This window comes from Pedomonas mirosovicensis, from assembly GCF_022569295.1.
Classification (GTDB): Bacteria; Pseudomonadota; Alphaproteobacteria; order Sphingomonadales; family Sphingomonadaceae; genus Pedomonas; species Pedomonas mirosovicensis.
Genome location: NZ_JAKFIA010000001.1, coordinates 1,366,376 through 1,392,872 on the forward strand (window position 1 = coordinate 1,366,376; position 26,497 = coordinate 1,392,872).

The window sequence follows — 26,497 nt, forward strand, 5'->3', positions numbered from 1 at the left end:
GAAAACTGGCGTGACCGACTCGCTGTCTCTTGGCCTGTTGCCGGAAGGGCTGCGCGACGTGCTGCCGCCACAGGCGGAAGCCGAGGCGCGGCTCTTGAGGATGCTGCTCGACCACCTGGCCTCCTATGGCTACGAGCGGGTGGGAACGCCGCTGGTCGAGTTCGAGGAAACCCTGACGCGCGGCTTCGGCGCGGCCCGGCCTTCGGACCTGTTCCGCCTGACCGATCCCATCAGCCAGCGCCCGCTGGCGGTGCGCTCGGACGTCACCGGGCAGATCGCCCGCGTCGCCGCCACCCGCCTCGGCCACTATGCCCGGCCGCTGCGCCTCAGCTACGCCGGGCCGGTGCTGCGGATCAAAGGCTCGCAGCTGCGCGCCGACCGCCAGTTCATGCAGGCGGGCGCGGAGCTGATCGGCGCCGACTCACCCGAAGCCGTGGCGGAGATCGCCAGCCTCGCGCTCTCCGGCCTCCTTGGGCTGGGGCTGGATGCGGTCAACATCGATTTCGTGCTGCCCGACCTCGTGCCCGGCATCGGGGCGGAGCTGGGGCTGGAGCCGGTGACCATCGCGGCGGCGGCCAAGGCGCTCGATGCCAAGGACGCGGCGGCCGTGGCGCAGCTGCCCCACGCCGCCGTGTGGCGCGCGCTGCTGGAAGCGACGGGTGACCTTGCCCGCGCGGAGCAGATTATCGGCAACGTGCCGGACATGCCGGCCATCGCCCGCGAGCGGCTGAGCGTGCTCTCGGCGTTGGCCAAGGAACTGCCGGAAGACAAGCGCCTCGGCGTGACGGTCGACCCCGGCGAGACGCGGGGCTTCGCCTACCAGACCTGGATCGGTTTCTCGCTGTTCGCCAAGGGCATCCGGGGCGAAGTGGGACGGGGCGGGGCCTATGTGATCCGCCGCCCCGCGCTCGGCCAGAACGGCAGCGGCGAGGAGCCGGCCGTCGGCTTCTCCCTCTATCTCGACGGGCTGGTGGAAGCCGGGCAGGGCGTGGAGGTGATGCCGCGCCTGTTTCTGGCCCATGGCACGCCCACCAAGGACATCGAGCGCCTGCGCGAGGAAGGCTGGGCCATCGTGCGCGCGCTGAAGGAAGGCGATCCGGCAGAGGCGGCCCGCGCGCAGCGGTGCAGTCATTACTGGGACGGGCGAAAGATTCAAATGGTCTAACCAAGCGGGATGAAGCGACCCGGCGTGCGTGATGCGACGCGCGGGCGGGTGACTGCGGCCGGGGGGAACCCGGCATCCCATCGATTGGCAAGGAAAGAGAGTAGTCATGGCCAACGTAGTGGTTGTCGGCGCCCAGTGGGGCGACGAAGGCAAGGGTAAGATCGTTGACTGGCTGTCGGAGCGGGCCGATGTGGTGGTGCGCTTCCAGGGCGGCCACAATGCCGGCCACACGCTGGTCATCGGCGACAAGACCTTCAAGCTGTCGCTGCTGCCCTCGGGCATCGTGCGCGGCACGCTGAGCGTCATCGGCCACGGCGTCGTGCTCGACCCGTGGGCGCTGAAGGCAGAGGTGGAGAAGATCCGCGCCCAGGGCGTCGAGATCACCCCGGACAACCTGCACATCTCCGAGCAGTGCCCGCTCATCCTGCCGTGCCACCGCGACTTGGACGCCCTGCGCGAGGATGCCTCCGGCTCGGCCAAGATCGGCACCACCCGCCGCGGCATCGGCCCGGCCTATGAGGACAAGGTGGGCCGTCGCGCGCTGCGCGTGTGCGACCTGGAGGATCTGGACGCGGCCTCAGGCCAGATCGACCGGCTGCTCGCCCACCACAACGCGCTGCGGGCGGGCTTCGGCCAGCCGGAGATCAACCGCGAGGCGCTGATCGCCGAACTCAAGGAGATCGCGCCGTTCATCACCCCGTTCGCCAAGCCGGTGTGGCAGACGCTGAATGACGCCCGCGTGGAGGGCAAGCGCATCCTGTTCGAGGGCGCGCAGGGCATCCTCCTCGACGTGGACATGGGCACCTATCCGTTCGTCACCTCGTCCCAGACGGTGGCGGGGCAGGCGGCCACCGGTTCGGGCCTCGGCCCGGCGGCGCTCGATTTCGTGCTCGGCATCTGCAAGGCCTACACCACCCGCGTGGGCGCAGGGCCGTTCCCGACCGAGCAGGACAACGACATCGGCCGCACCATCGGCGAGCGCGGCCATGAGTTCGGCACCGTGACCGGCCGGGCCCGCCGCTGCGGCTGGTTTGATGCGGTGCTGGTGCGCCAGGCCATCGCCGTTGGCGGCATCACCGGCCTTGCGCTGACCAAGCTGGACGTGCTCGACGGCCTCGACGAGCTGAAAATCTGCGTCGGCTACAAGCTGGACGGCAAGGTCATCGACCGGTTCCCGCCGCGCGTGAGCGATCAGCCGCGCGTCGAGCCGATCTACGAAACCTTCGAAGGCTGGCGCGAGTCGACCGCAGGCGCGCGCTCCTGGGCGCAGCTGCCCGCGCAGGCGATCAAGTACATCCGCCGCATCGAGGAGCTGGTGAACTGCCCGGTGGCGCTGCTCTCCACCTCGCCGGAGCGCGAGGACACCATCCTCGTGCACGACCCGTTCGTGGGCTGAGGGGCATAGGTAAGGGTTGTTTGCGGGGGATTTATCCCCCGCGCCCCCATTGGTTTGAAAGGGCCGTGTCCTTCATAAAGGGCGCGGCCTTTTCCTTTGGGGCGGGGTTGTCGGGGCGCGCCAGATCAGTCTGACCGTGCGAGCGCTCCTTACAATCATTCAATGTATGGGAAAACCTGGGGTGGAATGCCGGTGAAGAGGAAGGGCGCGGCCCTGTTCCTGGAATTCCAGCAAGCACAGCGATGTATGAAGGGCGCGGCCCCTTACTGAGGGGAGGTGCAGGAGGGCCTGAGACCCTCCTGCGAAATAGACTCCCTAAAGGGCTGACTTGCCCCCTACGCCGATGCCTCGTGGCGGGTGCGGACGAGCACCTTGTCGATGCGGTGTTCGTCCATGTCGGCGACCTCGAAGCAGAGGTCGTTCCAGTCCACGGTTTCGGCTACGTCCGGCAGGTGTTCCAGCTGCCAGAGCATGAAGCCGGCCAGCGTCGTATAGTCGCCGTGGCCGGAGAGGTCATCCCGGCCGAGGATGCGCTCGACCTCGTGGATGGCGATGCGCCCGTCCATGAACCAGGAGCCGTCCTCGCGCTGCACGGCGTCGGGCCGTTCCAGCTCGTTCATCTCCGGCAGGCCGCCGCCGATGGCAGCCAGGATATCGGTGGCGGTAACAACGCCCTCAACGCCACCGTACTCGTTGACCACCACGGCAATGTGGATGCCGCTCTGGCGGATGGTCTCCAGCACCTTGAGCACGCGGGTCGCCTCGTGGACCACGGGCGGGTTCTTGAGGTGGGCGCGCAGTTCCAGCCCTTCGCCCTTGAGGCACTGGCCGAGCAACTGCTTGGCCTCGACGATGCCGAGAAACTTGTCCAGCTCGCCCTCGCAGACGAGGAAGCGGCTGCGGCCGCTCTCTTCCACTTCGTGGCGGATGGCGTTCATGTCGTCGTTGATGTCGAGCCAGAACAGCTCGGGCCGGGGCGTCATCAGAGCGCGGACGGGAAGGTCCGAGACGCGAATGACCGCCTCCAGCATCTCCTTCTCGTCCGGGTCGAACACGCCGGCTTCGGTGCCCTCGGCGATGAGCGAGCGCACCTCCTGCTGGGAGACGACCTGCTGTTCCTGCGGCTTCACGCCCATCAGCTTCAGCGCCAGTTCGGTCGAGCGCTGGAGCAGCCAGACGATGGGCGCGCCCACCTGCGACAGCAGCCGCATGGGGCGAGCGACGGTGCGGGCGATGCCTTCGGCATGGTTGAGCGCGAGGCGCTTGGGCACCAGTTCGCCGACAATGAGCGACAGGTAGGTGATGAGGATGACCACCAGGGCGACGGCGATGCTGCCGGCGTAGCTGCCGATGCCCGGAATGGCCGACAGCCAGCGGGCCACCGGCTCGGACAGGGTTGCCCCGCCATAGGCGCCGGTGAGGATGCCGACCATGGTGATGCCCACCTGCACAGTGGAGAGGAAGCGGGTGGGCTCCTCTGCCAGATGCAGGGCGGTGGCGGCGCCGTTGTCTCCTTCATCGGCCAGCATTTGCAGCCGCACCCTGCGGGCCGACACGATGGCCAGCTCCGACATGGAGAAGAAGCCGTTCAGGACGATGAGAAAAAGAACGATGGCCAGCTCAAGCCAAGGGAAGGGGTCAGCCATCGAGCTGCTCCCGCCGGCCGGTTGCCGGTCGCGCGATCACGAGCAGAGAGCTGCTGAAAGAAGAATGGAAGCCGATGCGACTGCAACTGTAGCTGTAACTGTCGCCTTCGGCGTCGCCGGACGGGCTATCGGCCGTGAAGCCGGAAGTCTGACCAGGCATGGATGGTGTTTCTCCTGAGGTTGATGATGAGGCAGTGGGCGGGGCGGGCCTGCATGGTGCGGAGGAAGGGCATTTCGTACTTTCCTCTGGCTTCCGTGCGGGCCGGCCCCTGACCCAGGGCCTTAGGCCGCGCCGCGCTGGCGACGGTTTTTCTCAAGCTTCCGCAGCAGCATGTCGCGCTTCAGCTTGGAGAGGTGGTCGATGAAAAGGATGCCCTCCAGGTGGTCCATTTCATGCTGGAGGCAGGTGGCGAGCAGATCGTCCAGCTCCTCCTCGCGTTGTTCGCCGTTGTAGTCGAGATAACGAACGCGAATGCGCGCCGGACGCTCCACATCGCCGTAGACATCGGGCACCGACAGGCAGCCCTCGGCATAGGAGGACAGCTCCTCGGAGGCCCAAATGATCTCCGGGTTGACGAAGTAGCGGGGCTGCTTCTGGTCGTTTTCCTGGAGGTCAATGACGAGAACCCGGATGGGCTCGCCCACCTGGATGGCCGCAAGGCCAATGCCGGGGGCGTCGTACATGGTCTCCAGCATGTCGTCCATGAACCGGCGCAGGGCATCATCGACCTGCTCGACGGGCTTGGACTTGACGCGAAGGCGCGGGTCCGGGGTTTCGATAATCGGTAAAATGGCCATATTCCGCCTTACTGGCACACAAGAGTTGATCAAGAGCTAAGATCGCAGGGTTCCAGGGTCAAGATCAGGCACGCGCGCCCAAAGGGCAAGGGCTGAATTTCCGGAAGGATTCCCCGCGCGGGATAGGGGAGGAATGACGCCGGCAACCGCGCCTGCAGCGAGGTTACACGGGCAACCGCGCCTTGAGCGCCTGGGCAAGGGTGCCGTCGTCCAGATAATCCAGCTCGCCGCCGACCGGCACGCCGTGGGCCAGCTGGGTCACCTTCACGCCCGTCGTCGCCAGCCGATCCGCCACATAGTGGGCGGTGGTCTGCCCCTCCAGCGTGGCGTTCATGGCCAGAATGACTTCATGGATGCCGCCCTGGCCGACGCGGGCGACCAGCCGGTCGATGCCCAGATCCTCGGGGCGCACGCCATCCAGCGCCGAAAGTCGCCCGCCCAGCACATGATAGACGCCGCGAAAGAGCCCTGAGCGCTCCAGCGCCCACAGGTCCGCCACTTCCTCGACCACGCAGACCGAAGTGCGGTCGCGCCGGTCATCCCGGCAGACGCCGCAGGGGTCACGCGTGTCGACGTTTCCGCAAACGGAACAGGTGGTCAGCCGCTCGTTGACGTTGGCAAGCGCCGCCATCAGCGGCACCAGAACGGTCTCGCGCTTCTTCAGAAGATGCAGCACGGCGCGCCGCGCCGACCGCGGCCCGAGGCCGGGCAGCTTGGCGAGCATCTGGGTCAGTTGATCGATCTCGGGCGATGCCATGGATGGGAGGTAACGTGCCGGACGCCCCGCCGCAAGCCTCGTCTGATAGTGATTGAGATGGTTGTTTTATTGCTTGTTTGCCAAGGGGTCGCGGACCCCGTGTGCACGATCCCCCTTCGTTTTATCGGGACGTGCTTGTGGGAGCGGGGGAGGCTTCTGGAAAGGGTTTGCTGGGCCGCGCTGAAAGGAGCCTGTGTGTGCTCCTTAAAATCATTCAATATCTTGCTGACGCTGGATTTTGCTGACGCTGGGAGGAGGGGTGGCCGGTCGATCACAGGCGCGGCCGTTTGAAGCCGATGATCTAGAAGACGCAACCGCAATCCAAGGCGGGGCCCGACAAACGAGCGGGAGTGCAGAGGGGTAAGCCCCTCTGCAAAAACCAAAATCAGAAAACCTCAGGCGGCGGGGCCGGTATAGGTGCAGCCCTCGCGGAAGGAGCCGCGACGGATGGTGACGCGGGTCAGCTCGGGCAGGGAGGGTTTTACGCGGTCCCAGATCCAGGCGCAGATGTTCTCGAGCGTCGGCTTCTCCAAGCCGGGCACCTCGTTGAGGTACTTGTGGTCGAGCTGGTCGCGGATGGCGTTCAGGACGCGGTCGATCTCGCCCAGGTCCTTCACCCAGCCGGTTTCGGGGTCTGGCTCGCCCACGAAGGCCAGTTCGGCCTCGAACGAATGGCCGTGCACGCCGGCATAGATGTGGCCGGGCGTGACATTGGACGCCAGCTGGTGGGCGGCGTCGAACAGGAAGCCTTTGGTGATTTCGTAGGGCATGGCGGGCGTAAAGCAGAAAACAAACGGCGACTCAAGGTGTTCCGGCGCTGCAGGGAGCGGATTCCGCGTCAGGCGGCGGCTTTGGCCTTCGCTTCGGCCATGGGTCAGGCGGCGGCCTGCGCTTTCGCTTCGGCCTCAAGGGCGGCTTCGGCGCTGGCTTCGAAGGCCAGCAGGATCGAGCCGTGGCGGGACTTGAAGGCGACGGCGGGCGCGAAAATCTCCAGATCCGCCCAGCGGCCGTTCTCGAAGGTGGCCCAATCGATGGCGCTACCTGCAAGGAAGGCGCGCATGGCATCCCGCAGCGCGGCGAGTTCCGCGACCGAGCGGCCGATGACACCGCGCCCGACGAGCGAGGCGGCGGCCTGACCCAGCGCGCAGGCCCGCACTTCCTGCCCGAAGCGGGCGATGCGCCCGTCTTCCAGCGACAGGTCCACGGTTACGCGGCTGCCGCAGATGGGGCTGACCTTCTGCACCGTGGCTTGCGGCGCTTCCAGCCGCTCCTGATGGGGGATGGAAGCAGCGAGGCGCAGGATGCGGGTGTTGTAAAGCTGGTCGGACATGGGCCCAATGTAAGGATGATCCACCCAAATGTAAAAGGGGCGGGCGGTCAGATTCCGGCCGGTTGCTCGATGGGTTGGACGGCCATGTCGAGGTCGGCTCGGATGGCGGCGGCGCGGGCCTCCAGCTCGTCCAGCCGGTCGGCCAGCACGGCATCCGTGCTGAGTGTGACAGGCTGGTCCCTGAGAATGCGGGCCAGCTGCCGCTCGATCGTCCGCGTCTTGTAGAACAGCTTGGCGCGGCCGACGAGCCCGGTGGTTTGCTCCGGCCAGACGGGCGGCAGGGCGATGGGGCGGTAGTCGAGCCCGAGGGAGGCGCACCAGTCCCGCCACTTGAAGGGCAGGACATCGCAGATGGTGAGCGCCACCCATGGGGTGCGGTAGGCATCGGCAAGGATGGCCCCGTGCATGGCCTCGGTGACGAGGAAGGAGGCCTCGGCCACTTGGGCGAGCAGGGTATCGATGGGATCGCGCGGGTCGAGGTAGGTGAGGCCCAGCCGGGCGCAGAGAGCTTCCCAGTAGCCACGGCCGAAGCGCGCCGTGGTGATGTGCGGCATGAACGCGGGCTTTGCGCCCCTGGCTGCGGACTGGGGCAGCAGGCGGGCGGCGAGCATGGCGCCATCGGTGACGGCTGCATGCGCCTCCAGCCCGAGCGCGGCGGCGGTCAGCGGCCCGCGAACAGAGCGCACTTCCCAGCCGTCACCCAGCCGGAAGCTGCCCTTCTGGCCGAGATCGTAACCATAGCCGCTGGAGAAGACGACCTTGCGCGTATGATGGCTGAGGGCATCGCGGGTCTGCACATTGAGGATGGTGCCGAAGCCGAGGATGACATCGGGGCAGGCAGAGCCGCTGCTGCCAACATCGATGCCCGGAAAGATGCGAGGCAGCAGTAGGGCGTTGAGATCATCGCCGAAGTTGGTCTCGCCGGAGGACGCCCGGTGGTAATAGCCCCGCACGCGCATGGCTGTTTGGCTGGTCTGCATTCACCCGATTCCATGCTGTCTGCCCGCAAGGGCAGCGCTGCGCCGTTACGGCAACCGAATTAGTCCTGTTGCATAGCCGGGACGGGAAGGCAATGGACGGGCCTGGATCAGGCCCACTTCCAGGTGGTGCCTTGGGGGCCGTCCTCGAGCGCCACGCCTGCCGCCTTCAGTTCATCGCGGATGCGGTCGGCGGTGGCGAAGTCCCGCGCCTTCTTGGCGGCCGCGCGCTCGGCGATCTTCGCCTCGATGGCGGCGGCATCGATGGCGGCGTCGGCACGAGCCCCGGTGAACCACTCCTCCGCGTCCTGCTGCAGGAGGCCGAGAAGGGCAGCGCCGGCCTTGAGACCGGCAAGGTCGCGCTCGTCCGCCAGCTTCGCCAGCGCGGCGAGGGCGAGCGGGGTGTTGAGATCATCCTCCAGCGCCTCGACCACGGAGGCCGGAGGTTCGGCAGCGGCTTCGACGTTTGCCCCGCGCAGCAGGCCATAGAGCCGATCGAGCGTGCGGCGTGACTGGTCGATGAGCGCGTCGTTCCAATCCAGCGGCTGGCGGTAATGGGCAGAAAGCAGGGCGAAGCGGACGACCTCGCCGGGCACGCCGCCAGCCAGAATCTCCGACACCAGGAGGATGTTGCCGATGGACTTGGACATCTTCTCCGAGTCGATCGACAGGAAACCGTTGTGCAGCCAGTAGCGCGCCAGCCGGTGGCCGGTGGCGCAGACGGACTGGGCGATCTCGTTCTCGTGGTGCGGGAAGATCAGGTCCTGCCCGCCCGCGTGAATGTCGATGCTGTCGCCCAGGTGGGCGCGGATCATGGCCGAGCACTCGATATGCCAGCCGGGGCGGCCACGGCCCCAAGGGCTTTCCCAGCCCGGCAGGTCATCGCTTGAGGGCTTCCACAGCACGAAGTCGGCTGGGTCGCGCTTGTAGGGAGCCACTTCCACGCGGGCCCCGGCGATCATGTCGTCCCGGTTGCGGTTGGAGAGGCGGCCGTAGTCCGGATAGGTGGGCACGTTGAACAGCACATGGCCCTCGGCCTCGTAGGCGAAGCCGCCCTCGATCAACCGCTGGATCATCTCGATCATCTGCGGGATGTGGGTGGTGGCGTGCGGGTCCATCGTCGGGCGGATGACGCCGAGAGCCCCCATGTCCTCAAGGTACAGGGCCTCGAACTTGTCCGTGATGGTCTTGATGGGCACCTGCTGCGCCTTGGAGGCGGCGTTGATCTTGTCGTCCACGTCCGTGATGTTGCGGGCGTAGACCACGTGGCTCTCGCCGTATTGGCGGCGGAGCAGGCGGAACAGCACGTCGAACACCACGGGCGGGCGGGCGTTGCCGATGTGCGCCCGCGAATAGACCGTGGGGCCGCAGACATACATCGTCACCCGCTTCTCATCGGCGGGGACGAAGTCTTCCTTGGTGCGCGTGAGCGTGTTGTAGAGCGTCAGTGCCATGAGAGGCTTCCTAGCCGTGGATCAACCGCTTCACAAGACGGCGCGGGGCAGGAAGAGGGGTGGACGTTTCAGATTTTAACTTCCGAGTCCGAGCTTTTCTGGAACAGCTCGTTCAGCTCCCGGCGCTGCTGGTCGGTGTAGCCGTCGTCCTCAAGGAGCGGGGCATCAGGATCGATCACGCCGGCGCTGAAGTCATAGTCGCCCGCGTGGCTGTGATCGTTCCGCACCCAGCCGATGAAGTTCGACAGGGCATCGCTGGAGGTTTCCACAACGCCGTGGGTCTTGGCCTCACCGATCCAGTTGGGAAGCTGATGCCGGTCGAGGAACAGCCCCAGGAACATGTAGATGAAGCAGATGACGATGAGGCCGCGCAGCACGCCGAAGCCGCCGCCGCCCAGCCGATCGATGGGCGCAAGCGCCGAGCCCTTGACCCGGCGGGACAGACTCATGCCGATGAGGCGCACCAGCGCCACAGTGACGAGGATGATGAGGACCAGCGCTGCCAGATCGCCGCCGGCGTCGCTGCCGATGGACTGGCGCATCCACTCCGACACGGGGGTGAAGAGGAACTTGAGGGCGATAATCGCCGCAACCCATGCCCCAACGGACAGGACCTCCATCACCAGCCCGCGGCTGATGCCGTACAGGCCCGAAAGCCCGACGATCACAAAGAAGAAGATGTCGAACGCAGTCATCAACATCCGGAGTTAAAGCCCAGCGGTGAGGTGGTCAACCAGCCCGGCGAGGCTGGTGAACTCAACCGTGGCAATTTCGCGCCCACTGTTGCTACGAGGCGGCACAAAAGCGCGGGTGAAGCCGAGCTTGGCGGCCTCCTTGAGGCGGGCGGCGCTTTGAGACACGGGGCGAATCTCCCCCGACAGCGCGATTTCGCCATAAGCGACGAGATCGTTTGGCATAGGACGGTCCACCAGCGCCGAGACGAGGGCGGCGGCCACCGCCATGTCCGCCGCCGGCTCGCTGATCCTGAGACCGCCCGCGACGTTGAGGTAGACCTCGTGCCCGGAGAAGGCGAGGCCGCAGCGTGCCTCCAGCACGGCGAGAATCATGGAGAGGCGGCCCGAATCCCAGCCGACGACGGCGCGCCGGGGTGTGGCGCCCGACGGCACCCGCACCACCAGAGCCTGCATTTCGACGAGCACCGGCCGCGTGCCCTCAACGCCCGCGAAGACGACGGAGCCGGCAACGGGCCGGTCCCGGTCCGTCAGGAACAGGGCGGAGGGGTTGGTGACTTCAACGAGGCCCTTCTCCCCCATCTCGAACACGCCGATCTCGTCCGTGCCGCCGAAGCGATTCTTCACCGCGCGCAGGATGCGGAAGGCATGGCTGCGCTCGCCCTCGAAGTAGAGCACGGTATCGACCATGTGTTCGAGCACGCGGGGACCGGCGATCTGCCCGTCCTTGGTGACGTGGCCGACGAGTACCAGCGACGCGCCCGAGGTCTTGGCGTAGCGGATCAGCTCATGGGCGGCGGCGCGCACCTGGCTGACCGTGCCGGGGGCGGCCTCCAGCTGGTCGGAATAAAGCGTCTGGATCGAATCGATCACGAGCAGGGTGGGGGCAGGCTGCGACTCAAGGGTGGTGAGGATGTCCCGCACCGCCGTCGCCGAACCCAGCTGCACCGGCATCTGGGCAACGCCCAGCCGGTCGGCGCGCATGCGGACCTGATCCACCGCCTCCTCGCCCGAGATGTAGACGACCGAGCCGCCCTTCTCCGCAATGCGGGCGGCGGCTTGCAGGAGGATGGTGGACTTGCCGATGCCGGGGTCGCCGCCGATCAGCACCGCGCAGCCGGGCACAAGGCCGCCGCCCAGCACCCGGTCGAACTCCGCCATGCCGACGGGACGGCGGGGCGCGGGCTCGATGTCGCTGGACAGGCTCGCCAGTTCGATCCGCCGCCCGCCCGAGCGCAGGCTGTGCTTGGCGGTGAACGGCGTGACGGTGGGGGCCGCGTCCTGCTCAAGCGTGTTCCAGCCCTGACAGTCCGGGCACTGGCCCATCCACTTGGACTGGATGGAGCCGCACGATTGGCAGACGTAGCGGGTTTGCGGTTTGGCCATGGGGTGTGCGTGTTCCTGATATGTTCGTATTGGATATTAGGGAAGCGCGGGCGATGGGGCAAGGGAAGGTGGGTGTGTATGCATGAATTTGGTCTTGTTTTGCAGGGGGCTCGCCCCCTGAGCCCCTACGTTTTATCGGGACGTGTGCCCGGCGCTTGCTGGAGGCGGGGGGGGGTGATCGGGCCGCGTTTCAGAAGATTGCCGGAGCCGGAACGGAGCAACAGTTCCTTACTATCATTCAAGGTCAAGAGGCCGGGGAGCAGGGGCCCGGCAGGTGGACTGGAATGAGGCGGTGGATTGCGGGGGGCCGGCAGGGGGGTGGATTGTGGGCTCAGCCAGGTGCCTCATGCGCGGCCGGGCAGGTAATTTCATGTCACATATGACACTCTGCCAACTTGCCGTTGCCTGTGACGTGAGGTGGTGGAGGAGGGTTCGTCTGCTGTGTTCGGCCGGGCGGGTGTTGGCTATGCGGCTAGGGTGGACAGATTGGTCGTGTCAGGTACGACACTTTGCCAGATTAAGCAGCCGGTTGTTTGAGTTGCCGGTTGTTTGAGTTGCCGGTTGTTTGAGTTGCCGGATGTTTGAGCTGCGGGGTGTTGAGGTGCGGCCTGTTGCGCTTCCTCCCGGCGAGCGTGGTGGATGCCTCCAACCACTCGGCAGGCGCAGCCTCTGGCGCGGGTGCGGCCCAGTCCAGCTCATCCAGCGGGCGCGGCGTTTTCCTGTGCGCGGCCCGGAAGACGAAGAGGCGGTGCAAGGGGGATTTATAGATCCCCCTTGAGAATAAACCTGACCCGAGAAGCCCTCAGCCCTTCATCAGGTCCATCTGGATGGGGCCTTCGGCGCGGCCGTTGACGAACTGGTCGACGTAGGGGTTGCCGCTGTTGTCGATCTGGTCGGCGGGGCCTTCCCAGATGATCTTGCCCTTGTAGAGCATGGCGATGCGATCCGCGATCTTGCGGGCGGAGGCCATGTCGTGGGTGATGGTGAGGGTGGTTGCGCCCAGGTCGCGCACGCGCTCGACGATCAGCTCGTTGATGACATCGGCCATGATGGGATCAAGGCCGGTGGTGGGCTCATCGAAGAAGATGATCTCCGGCTTGGCGGCGATGGCGCGGGCGAGGCCGACGCGCTTCTGCATGCCGCCCGAGAGCTCGGAGGGGCGCAGGTCGGCCACATCCGGCGTGAGGCCGACGCGGCGCAGGTTCTCGATGGCGATTTCCTTCGCTTCTTTTGCCTTCAGCCCATGGCCCTGCATCAGCCCGAAGGAGACGTTGCGCCAGACGGAGAGGCTGTCGAACAGCGCCGCGCCCTGGAACAGCATGCCGAACTTGTCCAGCACCTGGGCCCGGGCCTTGCCGCGCAGGCCGACGACGCTTTCGCCATCGACGAGGATGCGGCCCGCATCCGGGCGGAGAATGCCCAGGATGCACTTGAGCAGCACCGACTTGCCGGTGCCCGAGCCGCCGATGATGACCAGGCTCTGGCCCTTGTCGACGGTGAGGTTGACGCCGTCCAGCACCACCTTGGGGCCGAAGCGCTTGGCAACGCCGTTGACGACGATCTTGGGGGAAGCAACATCCGTCATGAGCCGAAGACCAGAACCGTGATGACAAGGTTTGAGAACAGGATGAGGATGAAGGCCGAGACCACCGCGTTGGTGGTGGCGCGGCCGACGCCCGCAGCGCCGCCGGTGGATTTGAAGCCGTGGTAGCAGCCCATCAGCGCGATGACGAGGCCGAACACCGCCGCCTTGACCAGCGAGGAGATCACGTCGTCGGCTTCAAGATACTGCTGGGTGACCTTGAGGTAGTTGGCCGGGTTGAAGCCCAGCCGCTCGGTGGCGATGAGAAAGCCGCCCAGAACGCCGATGATGTTGGCGACCAGCGTCAAGAGCGGCATCACGATCACCGCTGCCACGATGCGCGGCACGATGAGATACTTGAAGGGATCGGTGGAGAGGGTGGTCATGGCGTCGATCTGCTCGGTGACGCGCATGGTGCCCAGCTCCGCCGCCATGGAGGAGGAAACCCGGCCCGCGACCATGAGGCCGCCGAGCACCGGGCCCAGCTCGCGCACCATGGCGATGACCGTGACCGCCGCCACCGCGCTTTCGGCGTTGAAGCGCGAGCCGCCGACGAAGATCTGCTGGGCCAGCGCCGCGCCGGTGAAGAAGGCGGTGAGGCCAACCACCGGCAGCGAAAAGTAGCCGATGGAGAGCATCTGTTCGACCATGCGGCCGAAATAGAAGGGCGGGCGCACGATATGGCTGATGGCAAGCCCGGCGAACTTCGCCAGGCGGCCGATCGATGCGAGCCCGGCCAGGAACACCCGGCCTATGATCGACAGGAAGTCAATGATCAGGGTCACAGGGTCACTCTTGCCTCATGTTCCGGCGCTTCAGGGTGTGGCGCCTCGGTTTCCCGAACAGCTGGACGTTCAGCACAATAATGCCGCTCATAGCGGTGGCCCAACAGGGTAAGCAACTCGTATTGCGACAAACCCGACCAGAGCGCAGCCTCAGCCAGAGGGATGCCATCGCCCAGCAGCGTTGCCCAGTCCCCCGGCTGGACGGCAGGCACGGCGCTGATATCGGCCGTGACCAGATCCATCGAGACGCGCCCGACAACCGGGCAGCGCACGCCGCGCACCACAACCTGGCCCCGGCTGGAGAAGCCGCGCAGGTAGCCATCCGCATAGCCGATCGCCAGGGTGGCGAGGCGGGTGGGGGCGGCAGCGGCCCAGGTGGCGTTGTAGCCGACCGTCTCGCCGGCGGGTACGGTCTTTACCTGGATGACCTGCGCCTCGGCCTTTGCCACGGGCCGGAGGACGCCTTCCAGTGCCGGGTGAACCACGCCGCCGTAAAGGGCGATGCCGGGGCGGGCGAGATCGAAGAGGGCAGCGGGCGCCTCCACGATGCCAGCCGAGTTGGCAAGGCTGCGGCGACGGGCGGGCAGGCCTGCGGACAGGGCGGCGAACCTGTCTGCCTGACGGCGGGTGAGGGGGTGGCCCGGCTCATCCGCGCAGGCGAAGTGGCTCAGCGCAATGTCGAGGTTGAGCCCTGAGAGGTCGAGCCCGGCAACTTCCTCTGGGCGCACCCCGAGGCGGTTCATGCCGGTATCGAGCATCAGGTCGGCAGGCCGCTCGCCGCCCGCCTGCCGCCACAAGGCGACCTGCTCGGGCGTGTTCAGCACGGGCTGGGCGCTCAGGGCGCGGAAGGCCGCCACTTCCCCCTCCAGCACGCCGTTCAGCACGTGGATGCGCGCCTCCGGCAGCAGGGCGCGCAGCTGCGCCGCCTCGGGCAAGGTGGCAACGAAGAAATCCCGGCAGCCTTCCGCCCACAAACGGCGGGCGGGTTGCTCCAGCCCCAGGCCGTAGCACTCCGCCTTCACGGCGGCGGCGCACGCCGCAGGCCCCGCAAGCCGCGCCAGAGCGCGGTAATTGCTGCCAAGCGCGTCCAGATCGACGCTGAGGCGCAGGCGGGAGGCGGGAGGCATGGTCATGGCGAACCGATAGCGGGCGGGCGGGTGAAAGGCAAATGGCACGCGGCGGGAGGGGGTATGGAGCAGTGTGAGATTGAAAAGATTTGCAGGGGATTTGGACCCCTGGTCCTCAGGGGGAAATAAGGGCAAAGAAGAATGCAGGGGTCTTGGACCCCTGCACCCCTTCGTTTTTCGGGCCGTGTGTCCGGTATTCTCCGGTGACGGTGAATGACTGGATTGTGTTTCAGGAGGCTCTTGAAACTGGGGTCGGTTTTGACGGCCTGAATTCGTTATCGTATTATAATTCAAATTATTGCAATGCTGCCTTTTCAGGCAAAGGCGCGGCCAAGGCTTTCGTTTCAGCCTGGCCATCCGCAATTAGTTGCTTCTTTTCGGTGCCTATTTTGCTGATTTCAGCTAGTTTTTGCTGACGCGTGTGTCGAGCTACATACCATTCTTCAAACAACATTTCGATTAACTCAATCAGCGCTTGAGCTTCTCCGGAATCAACCGGGACAATCAAGTTTATGTCCTTTTCCATGTGTGCACCAATGTTCCCGATTGAGCGCACATGATCGATGGCTTCGACGGTCTCGATGGTTACACCCGCCGGTCCATTGCCCAAATTTACGGCATCTCGAAGAGCGTTGATTTCGTCAACCAGTCGGCTCTTTGTAATTTTGCAGAAGTCACGGATCATTCCTTGAATGCAGCGGCGTGCGAGTGTTGCCGCAGCTTTGGGGCTCATTTCCCGGATTAAACAGGCTTCTACGTAATCCTCAACCAATGGTGCAGGAATATAGTCTGGTTGAGGCTTGGCTGAACCTTCGGGAAGCACTTGTCTTGAGAAGAGTGCTGGATAATCTGAAATGATGGTGTGATTAAGATTGGGGCCTCTATTTTTTCGTACCGAAAAACTTATAGTAGTTTTATTACATGCAGGGTTAGAGCATGCAATCGCTGAAATGCACCCGCTAATCGTGCCTTCAGCAGTTTTGCCTACGGTTATTGGCACATTAATATCATCGAATCGAGCCGGAACAACCGTTTGGGCTCGCTGGCAATAAGGGCATGTCCAATTGAAACTTGCCATTGTCTCTCCAGATCTGAACGTCACATAGTTATTAAATCTGTATCACCCAGATGCGTTCAGATTATAACATTTTGTGGAGAGGTAGTAGATTTATTGAGGAGTATCTGCTTCACAGACAACGCTTATAGAAACACATGAATGTGTGCCGGTTGGTAGGCGTGCCGCGTCTTGCTCTTTCTCATCGTTGGATTTTGCACGGCGGTGGCGGGATCAGTGCGTCTGAGGCGGAGCGGCTGGCCGGAAAGAAAAACGCCGACCCGCGGATAAGCGGATCGGCGTTGTTCGTCAGGCTGGTCGTTCGATCAGGCCAGAACTTGGTCGGCGAACGGCAGCTTGTAGAAGCGCTTGCCGGTGGCGGCGGCAAGGGCGTTGGCCACGGCCGGGGCGATGGGCGGCACGCCCGGCTCGCCGACGCCGGTGGGGGGCTTCGGCGGAGGGGAGGATGTGCACCTCCACCTCGCGCGGGCTGCCGCTCATGCGGAGCACCTGGTAGCTGTCGAAGTTGGTCTGCTCGACCGCGCCATCGGCCAGGGTGATGGCGCTGGAGAGCGCCGCGCCCAGGCCGAAGCCGATGCCGCCTTCCATCTGGGCGGCAACGATGTCCGGGTTGATGGCGATGCCGCAGTCCACGGCGCAGACGACTCGCTCGACGCGGAAGTCCTTGCCGTCATAGCTGATCTCGGCCACCTGCGCGACGTAGGAGCGGAACGACTCCTGCACCGCGACGCCCCGGTAGCGACCCTTCGGCAGCGGCTTGCCCCAGCCCGCCTTCTCGGCGGCGAGCTTGAGGACGCCCGCGATGCGCGGGTGCTTCTCCAGCAGCTTGAGGCGGAAGGCGACCGGGTCCTGCCCGGCGGCCTCGGCCAGCTGGTCGATCATCACCTCTTTCACGTAGGCGTTGTGGGTGTGGCCGACCGAGCGCCACCACAGCACCGGCACGCCGACCTTGGGGGCGACCCAGGTGACGCGGGCGGCGGGCAGGGCGTACTGCTCCAGCACGTTGCCCTCGACCGCCGCGCCGTCCGGCTTGTCGGCGGGTGAGAAGGGCGTTCCGGCGAGGATGGACTGATGAACGATGGTCTGGTCCCACGCCACCACGTCGCCGGAGGCGGAGAGGCCCGCCTTCACCTTGTGAACGGCCATGGGGCGATAGTAGCCGCCGGTCACGTCGTCCTCGCGGGTCCAGACGAGGCGCACCGGATACTTGCCGCCGGTCGCCTTGAGGATGTTGGCGATCTCCACCACCCAGTCGGACTGGAAGTTGGCGCGCCGGCCGAAGCTGCCGCCCGAGACGATGGTGGTGAGGTTGACCTTCTCCGGCGCGAGGCCCAGCACCTTGGCCACGTTGCCCTGGTCTATGGTGTGGAACTGGAAGCCGCCGGCCAGCTCGGCGCCGTCTTTGGTGAGGCGGCCCCAGCCGGTCATCGGCTCCATGGACGCATGGGCGAGGAAGGGGAACTCGAACGTGGCCTCGACCACCTTGGCGGCGGAGGCCATCGCCTCGGCGGGCTTGCCGGTCTCGCCGACGAGCATGCCGCCCCCGGCCTCGGCCAGCTTGCGGTACTCGGCGGTGAGTTCGGCGGTGCCGCGCTTCTCGGCGGCGGTTTCATCCCACTCGACGGTGAGCGCTTCCCGGCCCTTGATGGCGGCGAAGGTGTTCTTTGCGACGACGGCGACGCCGCTTGGCACCTGCACCACATCAACGACGCCGGGCACGGCCCTGGCCGCCGCGGCATCGAAGCTCTTCACCTTGCCGCCGAAGCGGGGCGCGCGCTGGATGACGGCCGTCATGGTGCCCTCGGGCGCCATGTCGATGCCGTAGACCGCCGTGCCGTCGGTCTTGGCGTTGTTGTCCAGCCGGTGGATGCGCTTGCCCACCAGCGTGAAGTCCTTCGGGTCCTTGAGGGGGACGGTGGCGGGCACCGTCTCGCTGGAAGCGAGGGTCGCCAGTTCGCCGAAGGTGGCCTGCTTGCCTGAGGCGGCGTGGCGGACGACGCCGCGCTCCACCGTGATTTCCGACGGCTGCGCGCCCCACTTGCGGGCGGCGGCGCTGACCAGCATGGCCCGCGCGGTGGCGCCGGCCTTGCGGAGCTGCTCCCACGAGTTGAACATGGCGGTGGAGCCGCCCGTGCCCTGAATCGTGCCGAAGGCGAGGTTGGCATAATCCGGCACGCGGGCAGGCGCGCCCTCGGCCCGCATCTGGGACCAGTCGGCGTCCAGCTCCTCCGCCACGATGGTGGCGAGGCCCGACCAGGTGCCCTGGCCCATCTCCAGGTGCTTGGCGAGCACGGTGACGGTGTTGTCCGGGCTGATGCGGATGAAGGGCGTCGCCTCAAGGCCGGTGCCGGCGGTCAGCCCTGCGCGGCGGCGGTGGCCGATTCGGGCAGGAGCGCCAGCGTCAGCCCCGCGCCGGTGAGGGCGAGGAAGCGGCGACGGTCCACGCGCGGAGCGTTGCCGGAGGCGGCGTTCCGGCCCGGAAGATCGAATTTCTGATACATGGTCTCAGGCCTCCAGCGTTGAGGCCGCAGCCTTGATGGCCTTGCGGATGCGAACATAGGTGGCGCAGCGGCAGATGTTGCCATCCATCGCGGCGTCGATGTCGTCGTCCGTCGGTTTCGGCGTCTCGTTGAGGAGCGCGACGGCCGACATGATCTGGCCGGACTGGCAGTAGCCGCACTGCACCACGTCCAGATCGCGCCAGGCCTTGGTGACGGCTTCGGCCACCTTGCCGTTCAGCCCCTCGATGGTGGTGATGGCGGACTCGCCGATGCTGCCGACCGGAAGCTGGCAGGAGCGGATCGGCTGGCCGTCCAGATGAACGGTGCAGGCGCCGCATTGGGCCATGCCGCAGCCGAACTTGGTGCCGGTGAGTTTAAGGTCGTCCCGCAGTGCCCAGAGAAGGGGGGTCTCCGGGTCAACGTCGAGCTGGCGAGACTGGCCATTCACGTTGATCGTGATCATGCAAATGTCCCTGCGATGAAGAGAGTGGGGGAGGTAAGGATTATCGTTATTATGGCGTACAGAGTGCCATAGCAGAAAATTTGCAACAAGCCTTCAAGGAGCTATTGATCCCGGCAACGGCTTTGGCTATAGCCGGGCCTCCCCAGACAAGTGCGGTCGTGGCGGAATTGGTAGACGCGCAGCGTTGAGGTCGCTGTGGGGCAACCCGTGGAAGTTCGAGTCTTCTCGACCGCACCAGTGCTCTCCCGAGCAGTTGGGCGCTTTCTCTAAAAAGCAGCATTAAAGCATCGACCGGCCGAAAGGCTGGGCGGGGCTTTTCTGCGTGCCGTTTACGCCGGGCCGCGCTGCCGGGCAAAAAAAAGGCGGCGCTGGCGCGCCGCCCAAGTTTGAACCGATCTTGCCTCGATCAGGCCTTGCGACGCCGCATAAAGGCGATGCCGACAAGACCAGCGCCGAGCAGGCCAAGGGCCGCAGGCTCGGGCACCGCCGCGATGCCGTCGTCGGCAACCAGCGAGAGTTCAATGTTCAGGTTGAGATTGGCGCTGGAGAGAAAGCCCAGCGGATTGTCGATCGTAAGGCCCAGGCCCTCGTTCAGGAAAACGAAGAAGTCATCCGCCTCGAGAAGGCCGCCAACCAGGCCGGGGTCGAAGGTCGCCAGGTCGCCGTCGAAATCGCCCACCGTCACATAGCCACCGACGCCATCCTGATAGCCGGAGCCCGGAAGCGACTGGCTGAGGATGAAGGCAAGGGTCATGAGGTCGTTCACCACATCGTCGGTCGTCGACTCGAACGTCGTGAGGACGCCGCCGAGCGTGGGAAAGTTGAACATGGTCTCGGTGCCGCCAACCGGCGTGTAGGTGCCGCCGCCGGAAACGGTGGCGGACAGCGTCCAGGTTGCATTCTGGCCGAGCGGCGGCATGTCGAGCGCGTAGTCGCTGAGCCGGAGCAGCGCGACCAGCTCGTAGTTGCGCCCATCGGCATCCAGGGTGTTGACCGCCTCGGGCACCGAAATGGACTCGGCAAAGGTCGTGCCATCGGCACGGTAGAAGGCAAACAGATCGACCATGGCGCTGGTCGAGTAGACAGTGGCCGATGCCGGCGCCGAGAACAGACCAATGGTCGCCGCGATGGCGGCCGCCCAAATTCCTCGTAGCATTGCTCAATCCCTCGCAAACTAATCCCAGGGGATTAAAGCAAATGTTGTGCCACGCCCGTAATATGGCGGTTTTATCGCGTTTCGGTGGCAAAATCGTTGCGCGTTTGTAAGAAATATCGACAACAGGCGCGGACAAGGCTGGCGCTGCCTGTGTGGCCGGCGCGGCTGCCGGTTGGGCCGCGTCCTCAGGCGGGGTGTTCGGGCGGGGTGTTCGGGCGGGGTGTTCGGGCGGCCCTGGCGGGCCGTTGGCCGCAAAAATTCGCGCGCCTCGGCAATACATGTAGGTTAGAGGCTTTCCTTGGGCAGGCGAGGGGTTATAAGCCTGACATGACCGAGCAGCCGGACATCGAGATTGGGCCTGAGGACCTGGCGCCCCGCGAGGTGCTGGAGGGCGGCCGGCTGCGTCGTGACTTCATCGACGACGTTGTCACGGCGGCGGACGAGGGCGATGCCGGCCGCGTGCAGGAGCTGGTGGAAACGCTCCACCCGGCCGACCTTGCGGACCTGATCGAGATTGTCGGCGCGGAGCATCGCGCCCGCCTGGTGCAGGCGCTGGGCGACCGGCTGGACGCGGATACGGTCGCCGAACTCAACGACTGGGTGCGCGACGAGGTGATCGAGGTCATGGGTCCGACGGACCTGGCCAACGTCGTCACCCAGCTGGAGACCGACGACGCGGTCGCCATCATCGAGGACCTGGAGGCGGACCAGCAGGAGCAGGTGCTCTCCGCCATGCCCGCCGAGGACCGCGCCGCCATCGAGGAGGCGCTGACCTACCCCGAGGACTCGGCCGGCCGCCTAATGCAGCGCGACCTGATCGCGGTGCCCGAATATTGGACCGTGGGCCAACTGATCGACTTCCTGCGCGAGAAGCAGGACCTGGCCACGGATTTCTGGGAAATCTTCGTCGTTGACGCGAGCCACCATCCGGTGGGGACCATCCGCCTGTCATGGGTGCTGCGCTCCCCGCGCTCGGTGATGGTCGCCGACCTGATGCAGCGCGAGCAGACGCTGATCCCGGTCGACATGGACCGGGAAGAGCTGGCCCTGCGCTTCCAGAAATACGGCCTCATCTCGGCGGCGGTGGTGGACCATGCGGGACGCCTCGTCGGCATGATTACGGTCGACGACGTGGTGCACATCATCTCCGAAGAGGCGCAGGAAGACGCGCTGAAGTTCGTCGGCGTGGGCGAGGGCGACATCAACGAGCCCGTCGTCAGCACCGCCATGACCCGCGTGCGCTGGCTGGTGGTCAACTGCGGCACCGCCATCATCGGCTCGCTGGTGATCGCCCTGTTCGAGGCCTCTATCGAGAAGCTGGTGGCGCTCGCCATCCTCATGCCCATCGTCGCCTCGCTCGGCGGCAACGCGGGCAACCAGACCATGGCCGTTGCCGTGCGCGCGCTCGCCACCGGCCAGCTGACGGCGGGCAATGCGACCCGCATCGTCATGCGCGAGACGAGGGTGGCGCTGCTCAACGGCACGCTGCTCGCCATCCTGGTGGGCGTGCTGACCGCGCTTTACTTCCACACGGTTGGCCTGGGGCTGGTGATCGCCGTTGCCATGGTGGTCAACATCCTGGTCGGCGGGCTGGCCGGCGTGCTGGTGCCCTTGACCATGCACCGGCTGAAGGTGGACCCGGCCGTGGCCTCATCGGTGTTTGTGACCATGACCACCGACGTCATGGGCTTTCTGGCGTTCCTGGGGCTGGCAACCGCCGTGGGGCTGGCCAACCTGCAGTAGGCGGCAATGGACGGAAATGCGAAGCCATCCGTTCTGATGGTGGACGATGAACCGCTGGTGATGCGGCTGCTCGGGCGGGCGGTGGAGACCATGGGGTTCCATCCGCGCTACGCCTCCGACGGCTATGAGGCGCTGGAGGAAATCGACCGCGCGCCGGCCGCGCTGGTTCTGACCGACTACCACATGCCGGGCATGACCGGCGTGGGGCTGGTCGAGGCGCTGGTGGACCGCGGAGCCAAGACCTGCCCGGTCATCCTCATCAGCGGCGACGATGACGCCGCCATGGTGCGCGCCGGGCTGCGGGCGGGCGTTGACGACTTCCTGGTGAAGGGCATGGCCTTCGGCACCTTCATGGGCCGGGTGCGCTTCTGGACCGAGGGGCCGTTCCGTGCGCTCCCGGAGCACATCCGCATAGCGGCGCTGGAGACGATGGACCGGCTGATGCCGCAGGACTTGCCGGTGCAGCAGCTGCGGCGCCGGCGCGACCTGCTGGTGGAGTGGGCCGCCATGGTGATGGCCGACCAGATCGCCGCCGCGCCGGAGGGCTTCGGCACGCAGGCGCTGGACCGGGTGCGCTTCCTCGGCGTGCTCGACCGGGTGCTGGGCATTCTGGCGCGCACCTGCTGGCTGAACCAGCTGCAACGGGTCGATGCCCTCGTTGAGGTGGTGCGGTGGCTGGACCTGCCGTGGGGCGACCGGCTCCTCAAGGAAGAGATGCCCCGACTGGCGGAGTTGAGGCGGCGCGACATGGCCTTCGCCCATGCCGCCGCAACGTTGAGCGTGAGCGTGACATGAGCGTGCATCTGATAAAGATGGCTGTCGGCGTCGACAGCCTGGAAGACCTGACGGATTACCAGCGCCGGTCGGCGATCCAGCGGGCGGATGGCCGGCTGGTGTGCCGCCACCGCACCCGCCACGCCCCCAAGCGCGACGCGGAACTGCTGGACGGCGGCTCGCTCTACTGGGTCATCAAGCGGCAGATCGCGGCGCGGCAGGAAATCCTCGGCTTCGAACCCCTCGAAATCGAAGGGCAAACCCATTGCCTCATCCACCTGAACCCGGAGGTCATTCCGGTGATGCCGCAGCCGCGCCGCCCGCACCAGGGCTGGCGATACCTGGAAGGCGCGGATGTGCCGCCCGATCTCGGCGGAGCAGGAGCGGGCGCAGGCATCACCGAGCTGCCGCCCGCGCTGCTGAAGGAACTCAGGGAGCTGTGCCTGCTGTAGGGGCGCATGTCCCTTGGTTTTTGCAGGAAGAACGCGTTCCCCCTGCGACCCCCATTTCGTTCGAACGGGACGTGTTTCCGGCGATTGCTGGAGCGGCGGAGTCTCCATGTCATCTACGACACTTTGCCGAAAGAAGAGGCGCGGGGGGTGTGGAGCGGGGCGCGCGGGTTGGGGAAGAGCCCGACCCGTTGCTGCCGGGCGCGCGGGCTTTCGGATGGGCGGAACGCCGGGCAGGCGGTTTTCGGACGCGCGGGCGGCCAAGCGGACAGGCTTCCGGGCAGGCGGGGCGGAGCGCAATCGGTTAAGGCTCCTGATCCAGACGACGTGCGGCCCGCTCGCTATGCGGCCGATTGTGGCTGATTGGGCCGTGGCTTCTGGAAGCGGCCGTGCGTACCGATACAATTGCTCCTTAAAATCATTCTAAAATTATAAATGTTCGGAATTTGCGCCGATGGGTGGGGCTGGATGCAGCCGGATGCGCCCCCGTGATTCCCGGATCCAAAGGGCCGTAACCGCTGGGGCAGGGCGCGGCTGGTTCAAACGAAACGGGAGATGCAGGAGGGGCGAAGCCACTGGCTGAGCGACCCTCCTGTGAAAACAAACCTGGCCTGTGAAAACAAACCTGGCCTGCGAAAACAAACCTGGCCTGCAAAAAACAAACCCGGAAAGAAAAACGATCGAACCGGCTCAGCTTGCGTCTGCGTGGTAGGTGACGCCGCCGCCGCCCAGGATGGTCTTGGAGCGGTCCTTGGGGTTGCCGTAGACATCGATATCGCCCGAGCCCATCACGCGGGCGGAGAAGCTCTGGCTCGCGTAGGCGGAGACATCGCCGCTGCCCGCGATGCGGATGGCAACGGAATCGCAGCGCAGGTCTTTCGCGCGGATGTTGCCCGAGCCCGCCACGTTGATGGTGAGGGACGTGCAGGTGCCATTGGCGGCGATGTCGCCGGAGCCGGCGATCTTTATCTCCAGCTCGTCCGCCTTCAGGCTGTTCATCGCCACGTCGCCCGAGCCCGCCAGCAGGAACGAGCGCAGGTCCGGCATGGTAACGGTGACGGTGAGCCTGTCCGTCCGGCTGCCCTGCTTTTGCTTCAGGCGCAGCACGCCGTCGTCCACCTTCGGTTCCAGGTCATCGAGCGCGGCCTGGCTGCCTCTGGCAACGACCGAGATTTTATCGCCCTGTTGGATGCGGACATCCATCGAGCCTTCCAGCGACACGCCGGTGAAGCCCTTGGCGTCGATCTGGCGCTCGATGACCGCCGCGCGGTTGGGGGCGGCGATGGCGACGGCCGTGGCAACAGACAGGGAGCTGAACGCAACGAGGGCGATGGTTTTCAGGCGCATTCTTTTTCTCCTCAGATGGACGGCTGGCGATGGTGCGGCCGGGCGTTACTGTGCCGTGTCGTGATAGGTGATCTCGCCGATGCCGAAGCGGTCCGCCGCGCGGGCCTTGGGGTTGCCGTAGACATCGATGTTGCCGACGCCATAAAGGTGGCCCTGCAGGCTTTCATCGGCAAAGACATCAAGGTTGCTCGCACCGGCCAGCTCCGCCGACACGGTATGGCATTTCAAATTCCTGGCGTTGACGTTGCCCGCGCCGGTGATGCCGACGGTGAGCTGGTCGCAGGTGCCGCTGGCCTCGAGATTGCCCGCGCCGTTGATTTGCAGGACGATCTTGTCCAGCGCCATGTCGCTGATATCCACATTGCCCGCGCCGTTGACGACCAGCCCGGTGAGGGTGGGCATGACGATATCGACGACGGTTTTTTCGCGGAATTCGATCGATTTCGCTTCCTGCTGCTCAAGGTAGAGCACGCCGTCCCTCACCTGCGACCGGAACCGCTCCAGCGCCGCCTCGCTGCCGGTGACGACGACGCTGGGCGTCTCGCCCTGGGTCACGTTGACGTTGATGGCTCCCTTGAAGGACAGGCCGGTGAAGTCCGTGGCCTCGATCCGGCGGTGCGCGGTGCCGGACGTATCGGCTTCCTTGTGTGCCGAGGAGCGAACGATAGCGGCGATGGCCGCAGCACCCAGGAGGACACCGATAACCGACACCAGAACGACCTTGGAACGCATTTTTCCTCCCTGAGCAGTATCCCCGGCCAGCGGATGAACTAATATCATCCGTTGGTAATATTCCTTCCGGCGGAGACTGCTATGAAATGGTTCGGAAAGCTAGCCCTTGGCGCGGCCTGCGTTGCGTTTGGCGCAGGAGTGTTTCTCATTTCCCATGAGAGGCCGGCGGAGGCCCAGTCCTTCGGTGTCGGCGGCGGCGGGCCGTTGCATGTGGCGGCCTCGAGCGTGGGCAATACCAGCCATGCCTGGGCGATCGACCCGCGCACCAGCCTCGTCATCCACTGCGTGGCGGAAGGGGTGAAGGCCGAGTTCAAATGCGCCTCGGAGCCCCTGCCGGGCATGGCCCGGCCCTAAGTGGCTTCGGGCATGGCCCGGCCCTAAGCGGCTTCGGGCATGGCCCGGCCGTCGGCGGCATTGCCGGACGGCCGGGCGGCAGCTCTAGCGGGCCCCTGCGTGGTAGGTGATATCCCCGACACCGCGGCTTTGGCTCTCCCGCTCCTTGGGGTCGCCGTAGATATCGATATCGCCGACGCCTCGAACCGAGGCGTGCACGCTCTGGCGCGCGTGGACGGCAATGTCGCCCGCGCCGCTAACCCTGGCCGAGACGGCGCGGCATTTCAGGTTCTTGGCCACGATGTCCCCCGCGCCGGAGACGCTCGCTTCCAGTTCGTCGCACGTGCCGCTGGCGATGATATCCCCCGCGCCGCTGACGGCCAGCGAGACCCGGCCCAGCTTCATGGCGCTGAGGGTGACATCGCCGCTGCCCTTGACCTTCACCGCCTGGAGCGCCGGCATGGTGATGGCGACCGTCACCTTGCCGTGGTTGCCGAAGAACGTGCTCTCCTGATCGAGCGCGAGCACGCCGCCGTCCACCTTCGCCTGCACCCGATCAAGCGCAGCCGGTGAGCCGCTGGCAACGACGCTAAACCGGGCCCCCTGCCTGATCGTGATATCCATGGCGCCTTCGAGGCGGACCTGGGTGAAGCCCGCAACAGGGATCTCCCGCACCGCGGTTTCGGCCAGGGCAGGGCCTGCGGCGAGGGCGGGCAGGAGGACGGAAAGGCCGCCGAGCGCGGCGGCAGTTGCAAGCCTGATGGACATGGTCTTCCCCGAACTGTTCGTCTCGCCCAGCATGGCCCGCTCCCCAGAGAAACGGAATAGG

At 65.8% G+C, this 26,497-nt stretch carries 27 protein-coding genes and 1 tRNA gene; 7 read left to right on the forward strand and 21 right to left on the reverse strand.

Translation table 11 applies throughout. The features are described 5' to 3' along the window. The first annotated feature begins 10 nt into the window (after positions 1–10). Complete coding sequence (locus tag L0C21_RS06535) at positions 11–1,165, forward strand: ATP phosphoribosyltransferase regulatory subunit (protein ID WP_259277591.1); 1,155 nt, start codon at positions 11–13, stop codon at positions 1,163–1,165. A gap of 106 nt (positions 1,166–1,271) precedes the next feature. Continuing rightward, positions 1,272–2,561: an adenylosuccinate synthase gene (locus L0C21_RS06540; protein ID WP_259277592.1), complete on the forward strand. Its 1,290-nt coding sequence runs from the start codon at positions 1,272–1,274 to the stop codon at positions 2,559–2,561. Between the two features lie 335 nt (positions 2,562–2,896). Here the strand turns inward: L0C21_RS06540 and L0C21_RS06545 are convergent, their stop codons facing one another. The 17 genes from L0C21_RS06545 to L0C21_RS06625 all read right to left on the reverse strand — a co-directional run bounded on the left by L0C21_RS06545 (position 2,897) and on the right by L0C21_RS06625 (position 19,134). Then, complete coding sequence (locus L0C21_RS06545; protein ID WP_259277593.1) at positions 2,897–4,207, reverse strand: hemolysin family protein; 1,311 nt, start codon at positions 4,205–4,207, stop codon at positions 2,897–2,899. Next, positions 4,200–4,367, reverse strand: coding sequence for a hypothetical protein (locus tag L0C21_RS06550; RefSeq protein ID WP_259277594.1), 168 nt, complete (start codon positions 4,365–4,367; stop codon positions 4,200–4,202). Before L0C21_RS06550 ends, L0C21_RS06545 begins: the two co-directional genes overlap by 8 nt. Before the next feature lie 122 nt (positions 4,368–4,489). Then, entirely contained in the window at positions 4,490–5,005 is a 516-nt protein-coding gene (def, locus tag L0C21_RS06555; protein WP_259277595.1) for a peptide deformylase, read from the reverse strand. Between the two features lie 163 nt (positions 5,006–5,168). Beyond that, complete coding sequence (gene recR, locus L0C21_RS06560) at positions 5,169–5,762, reverse strand: recombination mediator RecR (protein WP_259277596.1); 594 nt, start codon at positions 5,760–5,762, stop codon at positions 5,169–5,171. A gap of 395 nt (positions 5,763–6,157) precedes the next feature. After that, a complete protein-coding gene (locus tag L0C21_RS06565; RefSeq protein ID WP_259277597.1) occupies positions 6,158–6,532 on the reverse strand; it encodes a 6-pyruvoyl trahydropterin synthase family protein in 375 nt (124 codons plus the stop codon). Positions 6,533–6,636: 104 nt separating this feature from the next. Beyond that, positions 6,637–7,092 carry an iron-sulfur cluster assembly scaffold protein gene (locus L0C21_RS06570; RefSeq protein WP_259277598.1) on the reverse strand — a complete coding sequence of 152 codons (456 nt, stop codon included), beginning with the start codon at positions 7,090–7,092 and terminating at the stop codon, positions 6,637–6,639. A gap of 47 nt (positions 7,093–7,139) precedes the next feature. Then, positions 7,140–8,072 (reverse strand): polysaccharide pyruvyl transferase family protein, encoded by a 933-nt coding sequence (locus L0C21_RS06575; RefSeq protein WP_259277599.1) that lies wholly within the window; start codon positions 8,070–8,072, stop codon positions 7,140–7,142. Positions 8,073–8,179: 107 nt separating this feature from the next. Next, the gene (gene cysS, locus L0C21_RS06580) at positions 8,180–9,523 is read right to left on the reverse strand and encodes a cysteine--tRNA ligase (RefSeq protein ID WP_259277600.1); all 1,344 of its coding nucleotides are present in this window, start codon (positions 9,521–9,523) and stop codon (positions 8,180–8,182) included. A gap of 68 nt (positions 9,524–9,591) precedes the next feature. Next, a complete protein-coding gene (locus L0C21_RS06585; protein WP_259277601.1) occupies positions 9,592–10,218 on the reverse strand; it encodes a CvpA family protein in 627 nt (208 codons plus the stop codon). Positions 10,219–10,230: 12 nt separating this feature from the next. Further along, on the reverse strand, positions 10,231–11,601 hold the full coding sequence (gene radA, locus L0C21_RS06590) for a DNA repair protein RadA (RefSeq protein WP_259277602.1): 1,371 nt from the start codon (positions 11,599–11,601) through the stop codon (positions 10,231–10,233). Positions 11,602–12,403: 802 nt separating this feature from the next. Further along, positions 12,404–13,186 (reverse strand): ABC transporter ATP-binding protein, encoded by a 783-nt coding sequence (locus tag L0C21_RS06595; protein ID WP_259277603.1) that lies wholly within the window; start codon positions 13,184–13,186, stop codon positions 12,404–12,406. Beyond that, positions 13,183–13,968 (reverse strand): MlaE family ABC transporter permease, encoded by a 786-nt coding sequence (locus L0C21_RS06600; RefSeq protein ID WP_259277604.1) that lies wholly within the window; start codon positions 13,966–13,968, stop codon positions 13,183–13,185. Before L0C21_RS06600 ends, L0C21_RS06595 begins: the two co-directional genes overlap by 4 nt. Next, the gene (alr, locus tag L0C21_RS06605) at positions 13,965–15,101 is read right to left on the reverse strand and encodes an alanine racemase (RefSeq protein ID WP_259277605.1); all 1,137 of its coding nucleotides are present in this window, start codon (positions 15,099–15,101) and stop codon (positions 13,965–13,967) included. Before alr ends, L0C21_RS06600 begins: the two co-directional genes overlap by 4 nt. A 289-nt stretch (positions 15,102–15,390) precedes the next feature. Beyond that, complete coding sequence (locus L0C21_RS06610; protein ID WP_259277606.1) at positions 15,391–16,173, reverse strand: DUF4145 domain-containing protein; 783 nt, start codon at positions 16,171–16,173, stop codon at positions 15,391–15,393. Between the two features lie 285 nt (positions 16,174–16,458). Beyond that, positions 16,459–18,462 (reverse strand): xanthine dehydrogenase family protein molybdopterin-binding subunit, encoded by a 2,004-nt coding sequence (locus L0C21_RS06615; RefSeq protein ID WP_374940224.1) that lies wholly within the window; start codon positions 18,460–18,462, stop codon positions 16,459–16,461. Between the two features lie 62 nt (positions 18,463–18,524). Then, entirely contained in the window at positions 18,525–18,671 is a 147-nt protein-coding gene (locus tag L0C21_RS06620; RefSeq protein WP_259277607.1) for a hypothetical protein, read from the reverse strand. A gap of 4 nt (positions 18,672–18,675) precedes the next feature. Next, positions 18,676–19,134 (reverse strand): (2Fe-2S)-binding protein, encoded by a 459-nt coding sequence (locus L0C21_RS06625; protein ID WP_259277608.1) that lies wholly within the window; start codon positions 19,132–19,134, stop codon positions 18,676–18,678. A 152-nt stretch (positions 19,135–19,286) separates the two neighbouring features. Here L0C21_RS06625 and L0C21_RS06630 point away from each other — a divergent pair. Continuing rightward, positions 19,287–19,371 (forward strand) — tRNA-Leu (locus L0C21_RS06630). A gap of 169 nt (positions 19,372–19,540) precedes the next feature. On the opposite strand, the gene L0C21_RS06635 is transcribed toward L0C21_RS06630, so the two are convergent. Further along, positions 19,541–20,290: a PEP-CTERM sorting domain-containing protein gene (locus tag L0C21_RS06635; RefSeq protein ID WP_259277609.1), complete on the reverse strand. Its 750-nt coding sequence runs from the start codon at positions 20,288–20,290 to the stop codon at positions 19,541–19,543. A 327-nt stretch (positions 20,291–20,617) separates the two neighbouring features. On the opposite strand from L0C21_RS06635, the gene mgtE reads away from it, so the two are divergent. Genes mgtE through L0C21_RS06650 form a run of 3 tightly spaced genes read left to right on the forward strand, consistent with a single transcriptional unit; the run spans position 20,618 to position 23,259 of the window. Further along, positions 20,618–22,033, forward strand: coding sequence for a magnesium transporter (mgtE, locus tag L0C21_RS06640; protein ID WP_259277610.1), 1,416 nt, complete (start codon positions 20,618–20,620; stop codon positions 22,031–22,033). A gap of 6 nt (positions 22,034–22,039) precedes the next feature. Further along, the gene (locus L0C21_RS06645) at positions 22,040–22,828 is read left to right on the forward strand and encodes a response regulator (protein ID WP_259277611.1); all 789 of its coding nucleotides are present in this window, start codon (positions 22,040–22,042) and stop codon (positions 22,826–22,828) included. Then, positions 22,825–23,259, forward strand: coding sequence for a DUF1489 family protein (locus L0C21_RS06650; RefSeq protein WP_259277612.1), 435 nt, complete (start codon positions 22,825–22,827; stop codon positions 23,257–23,259). Before L0C21_RS06645 ends, L0C21_RS06650 begins: the two co-directional genes overlap by 4 nt. 687 nt (positions 23,260–23,946) lie before the next feature. Here L0C21_RS06650 and L0C21_RS06655 read toward each other — a convergent pair. Both L0C21_RS06655 and L0C21_RS06660 read right to left on the reverse strand, forming a co-directional pair. Beyond that, positions 23,947–24,603, reverse strand: a complete 657-nt coding sequence (locus tag L0C21_RS06655; protein WP_259277613.1) for a head GIN domain-containing protein — start codon at positions 24,601–24,603, stop codon at positions 23,947–23,949. Positions 24,604–24,648: 45 nt separating this feature from the next. Beyond that, positions 24,649–25,335, reverse strand: a complete 687-nt coding sequence (locus tag L0C21_RS06660) for a head GIN domain-containing protein (RefSeq protein ID WP_259277614.1) — start codon at positions 25,333–25,335, stop codon at positions 24,649–24,651. Between the two features lie 81 nt (positions 25,336–25,416). On the opposite strand from L0C21_RS06660, the gene L0C21_RS06665 reads away from it, so the two are divergent. After that, positions 25,417–25,689: a hypothetical protein gene (locus L0C21_RS06665; protein WP_259277615.1), complete on the forward strand. Its 273-nt coding sequence runs from the start codon at positions 25,417–25,419 to the stop codon at positions 25,687–25,689. Between the two features lie 84 nt (positions 25,690–25,773). Here the strand turns inward: L0C21_RS06665 and L0C21_RS06670 are convergent, their stop codons facing one another. After that, positions 25,774–26,436 carry a head GIN domain-containing protein gene (locus L0C21_RS06670; RefSeq protein WP_259277616.1) on the reverse strand — a complete coding sequence of 221 codons (663 nt, stop codon included), beginning with the start codon at positions 26,434–26,436 and terminating at the stop codon, positions 25,774–25,776. Positions 26,437–26,497 lie beyond the last annotated feature (61 nt).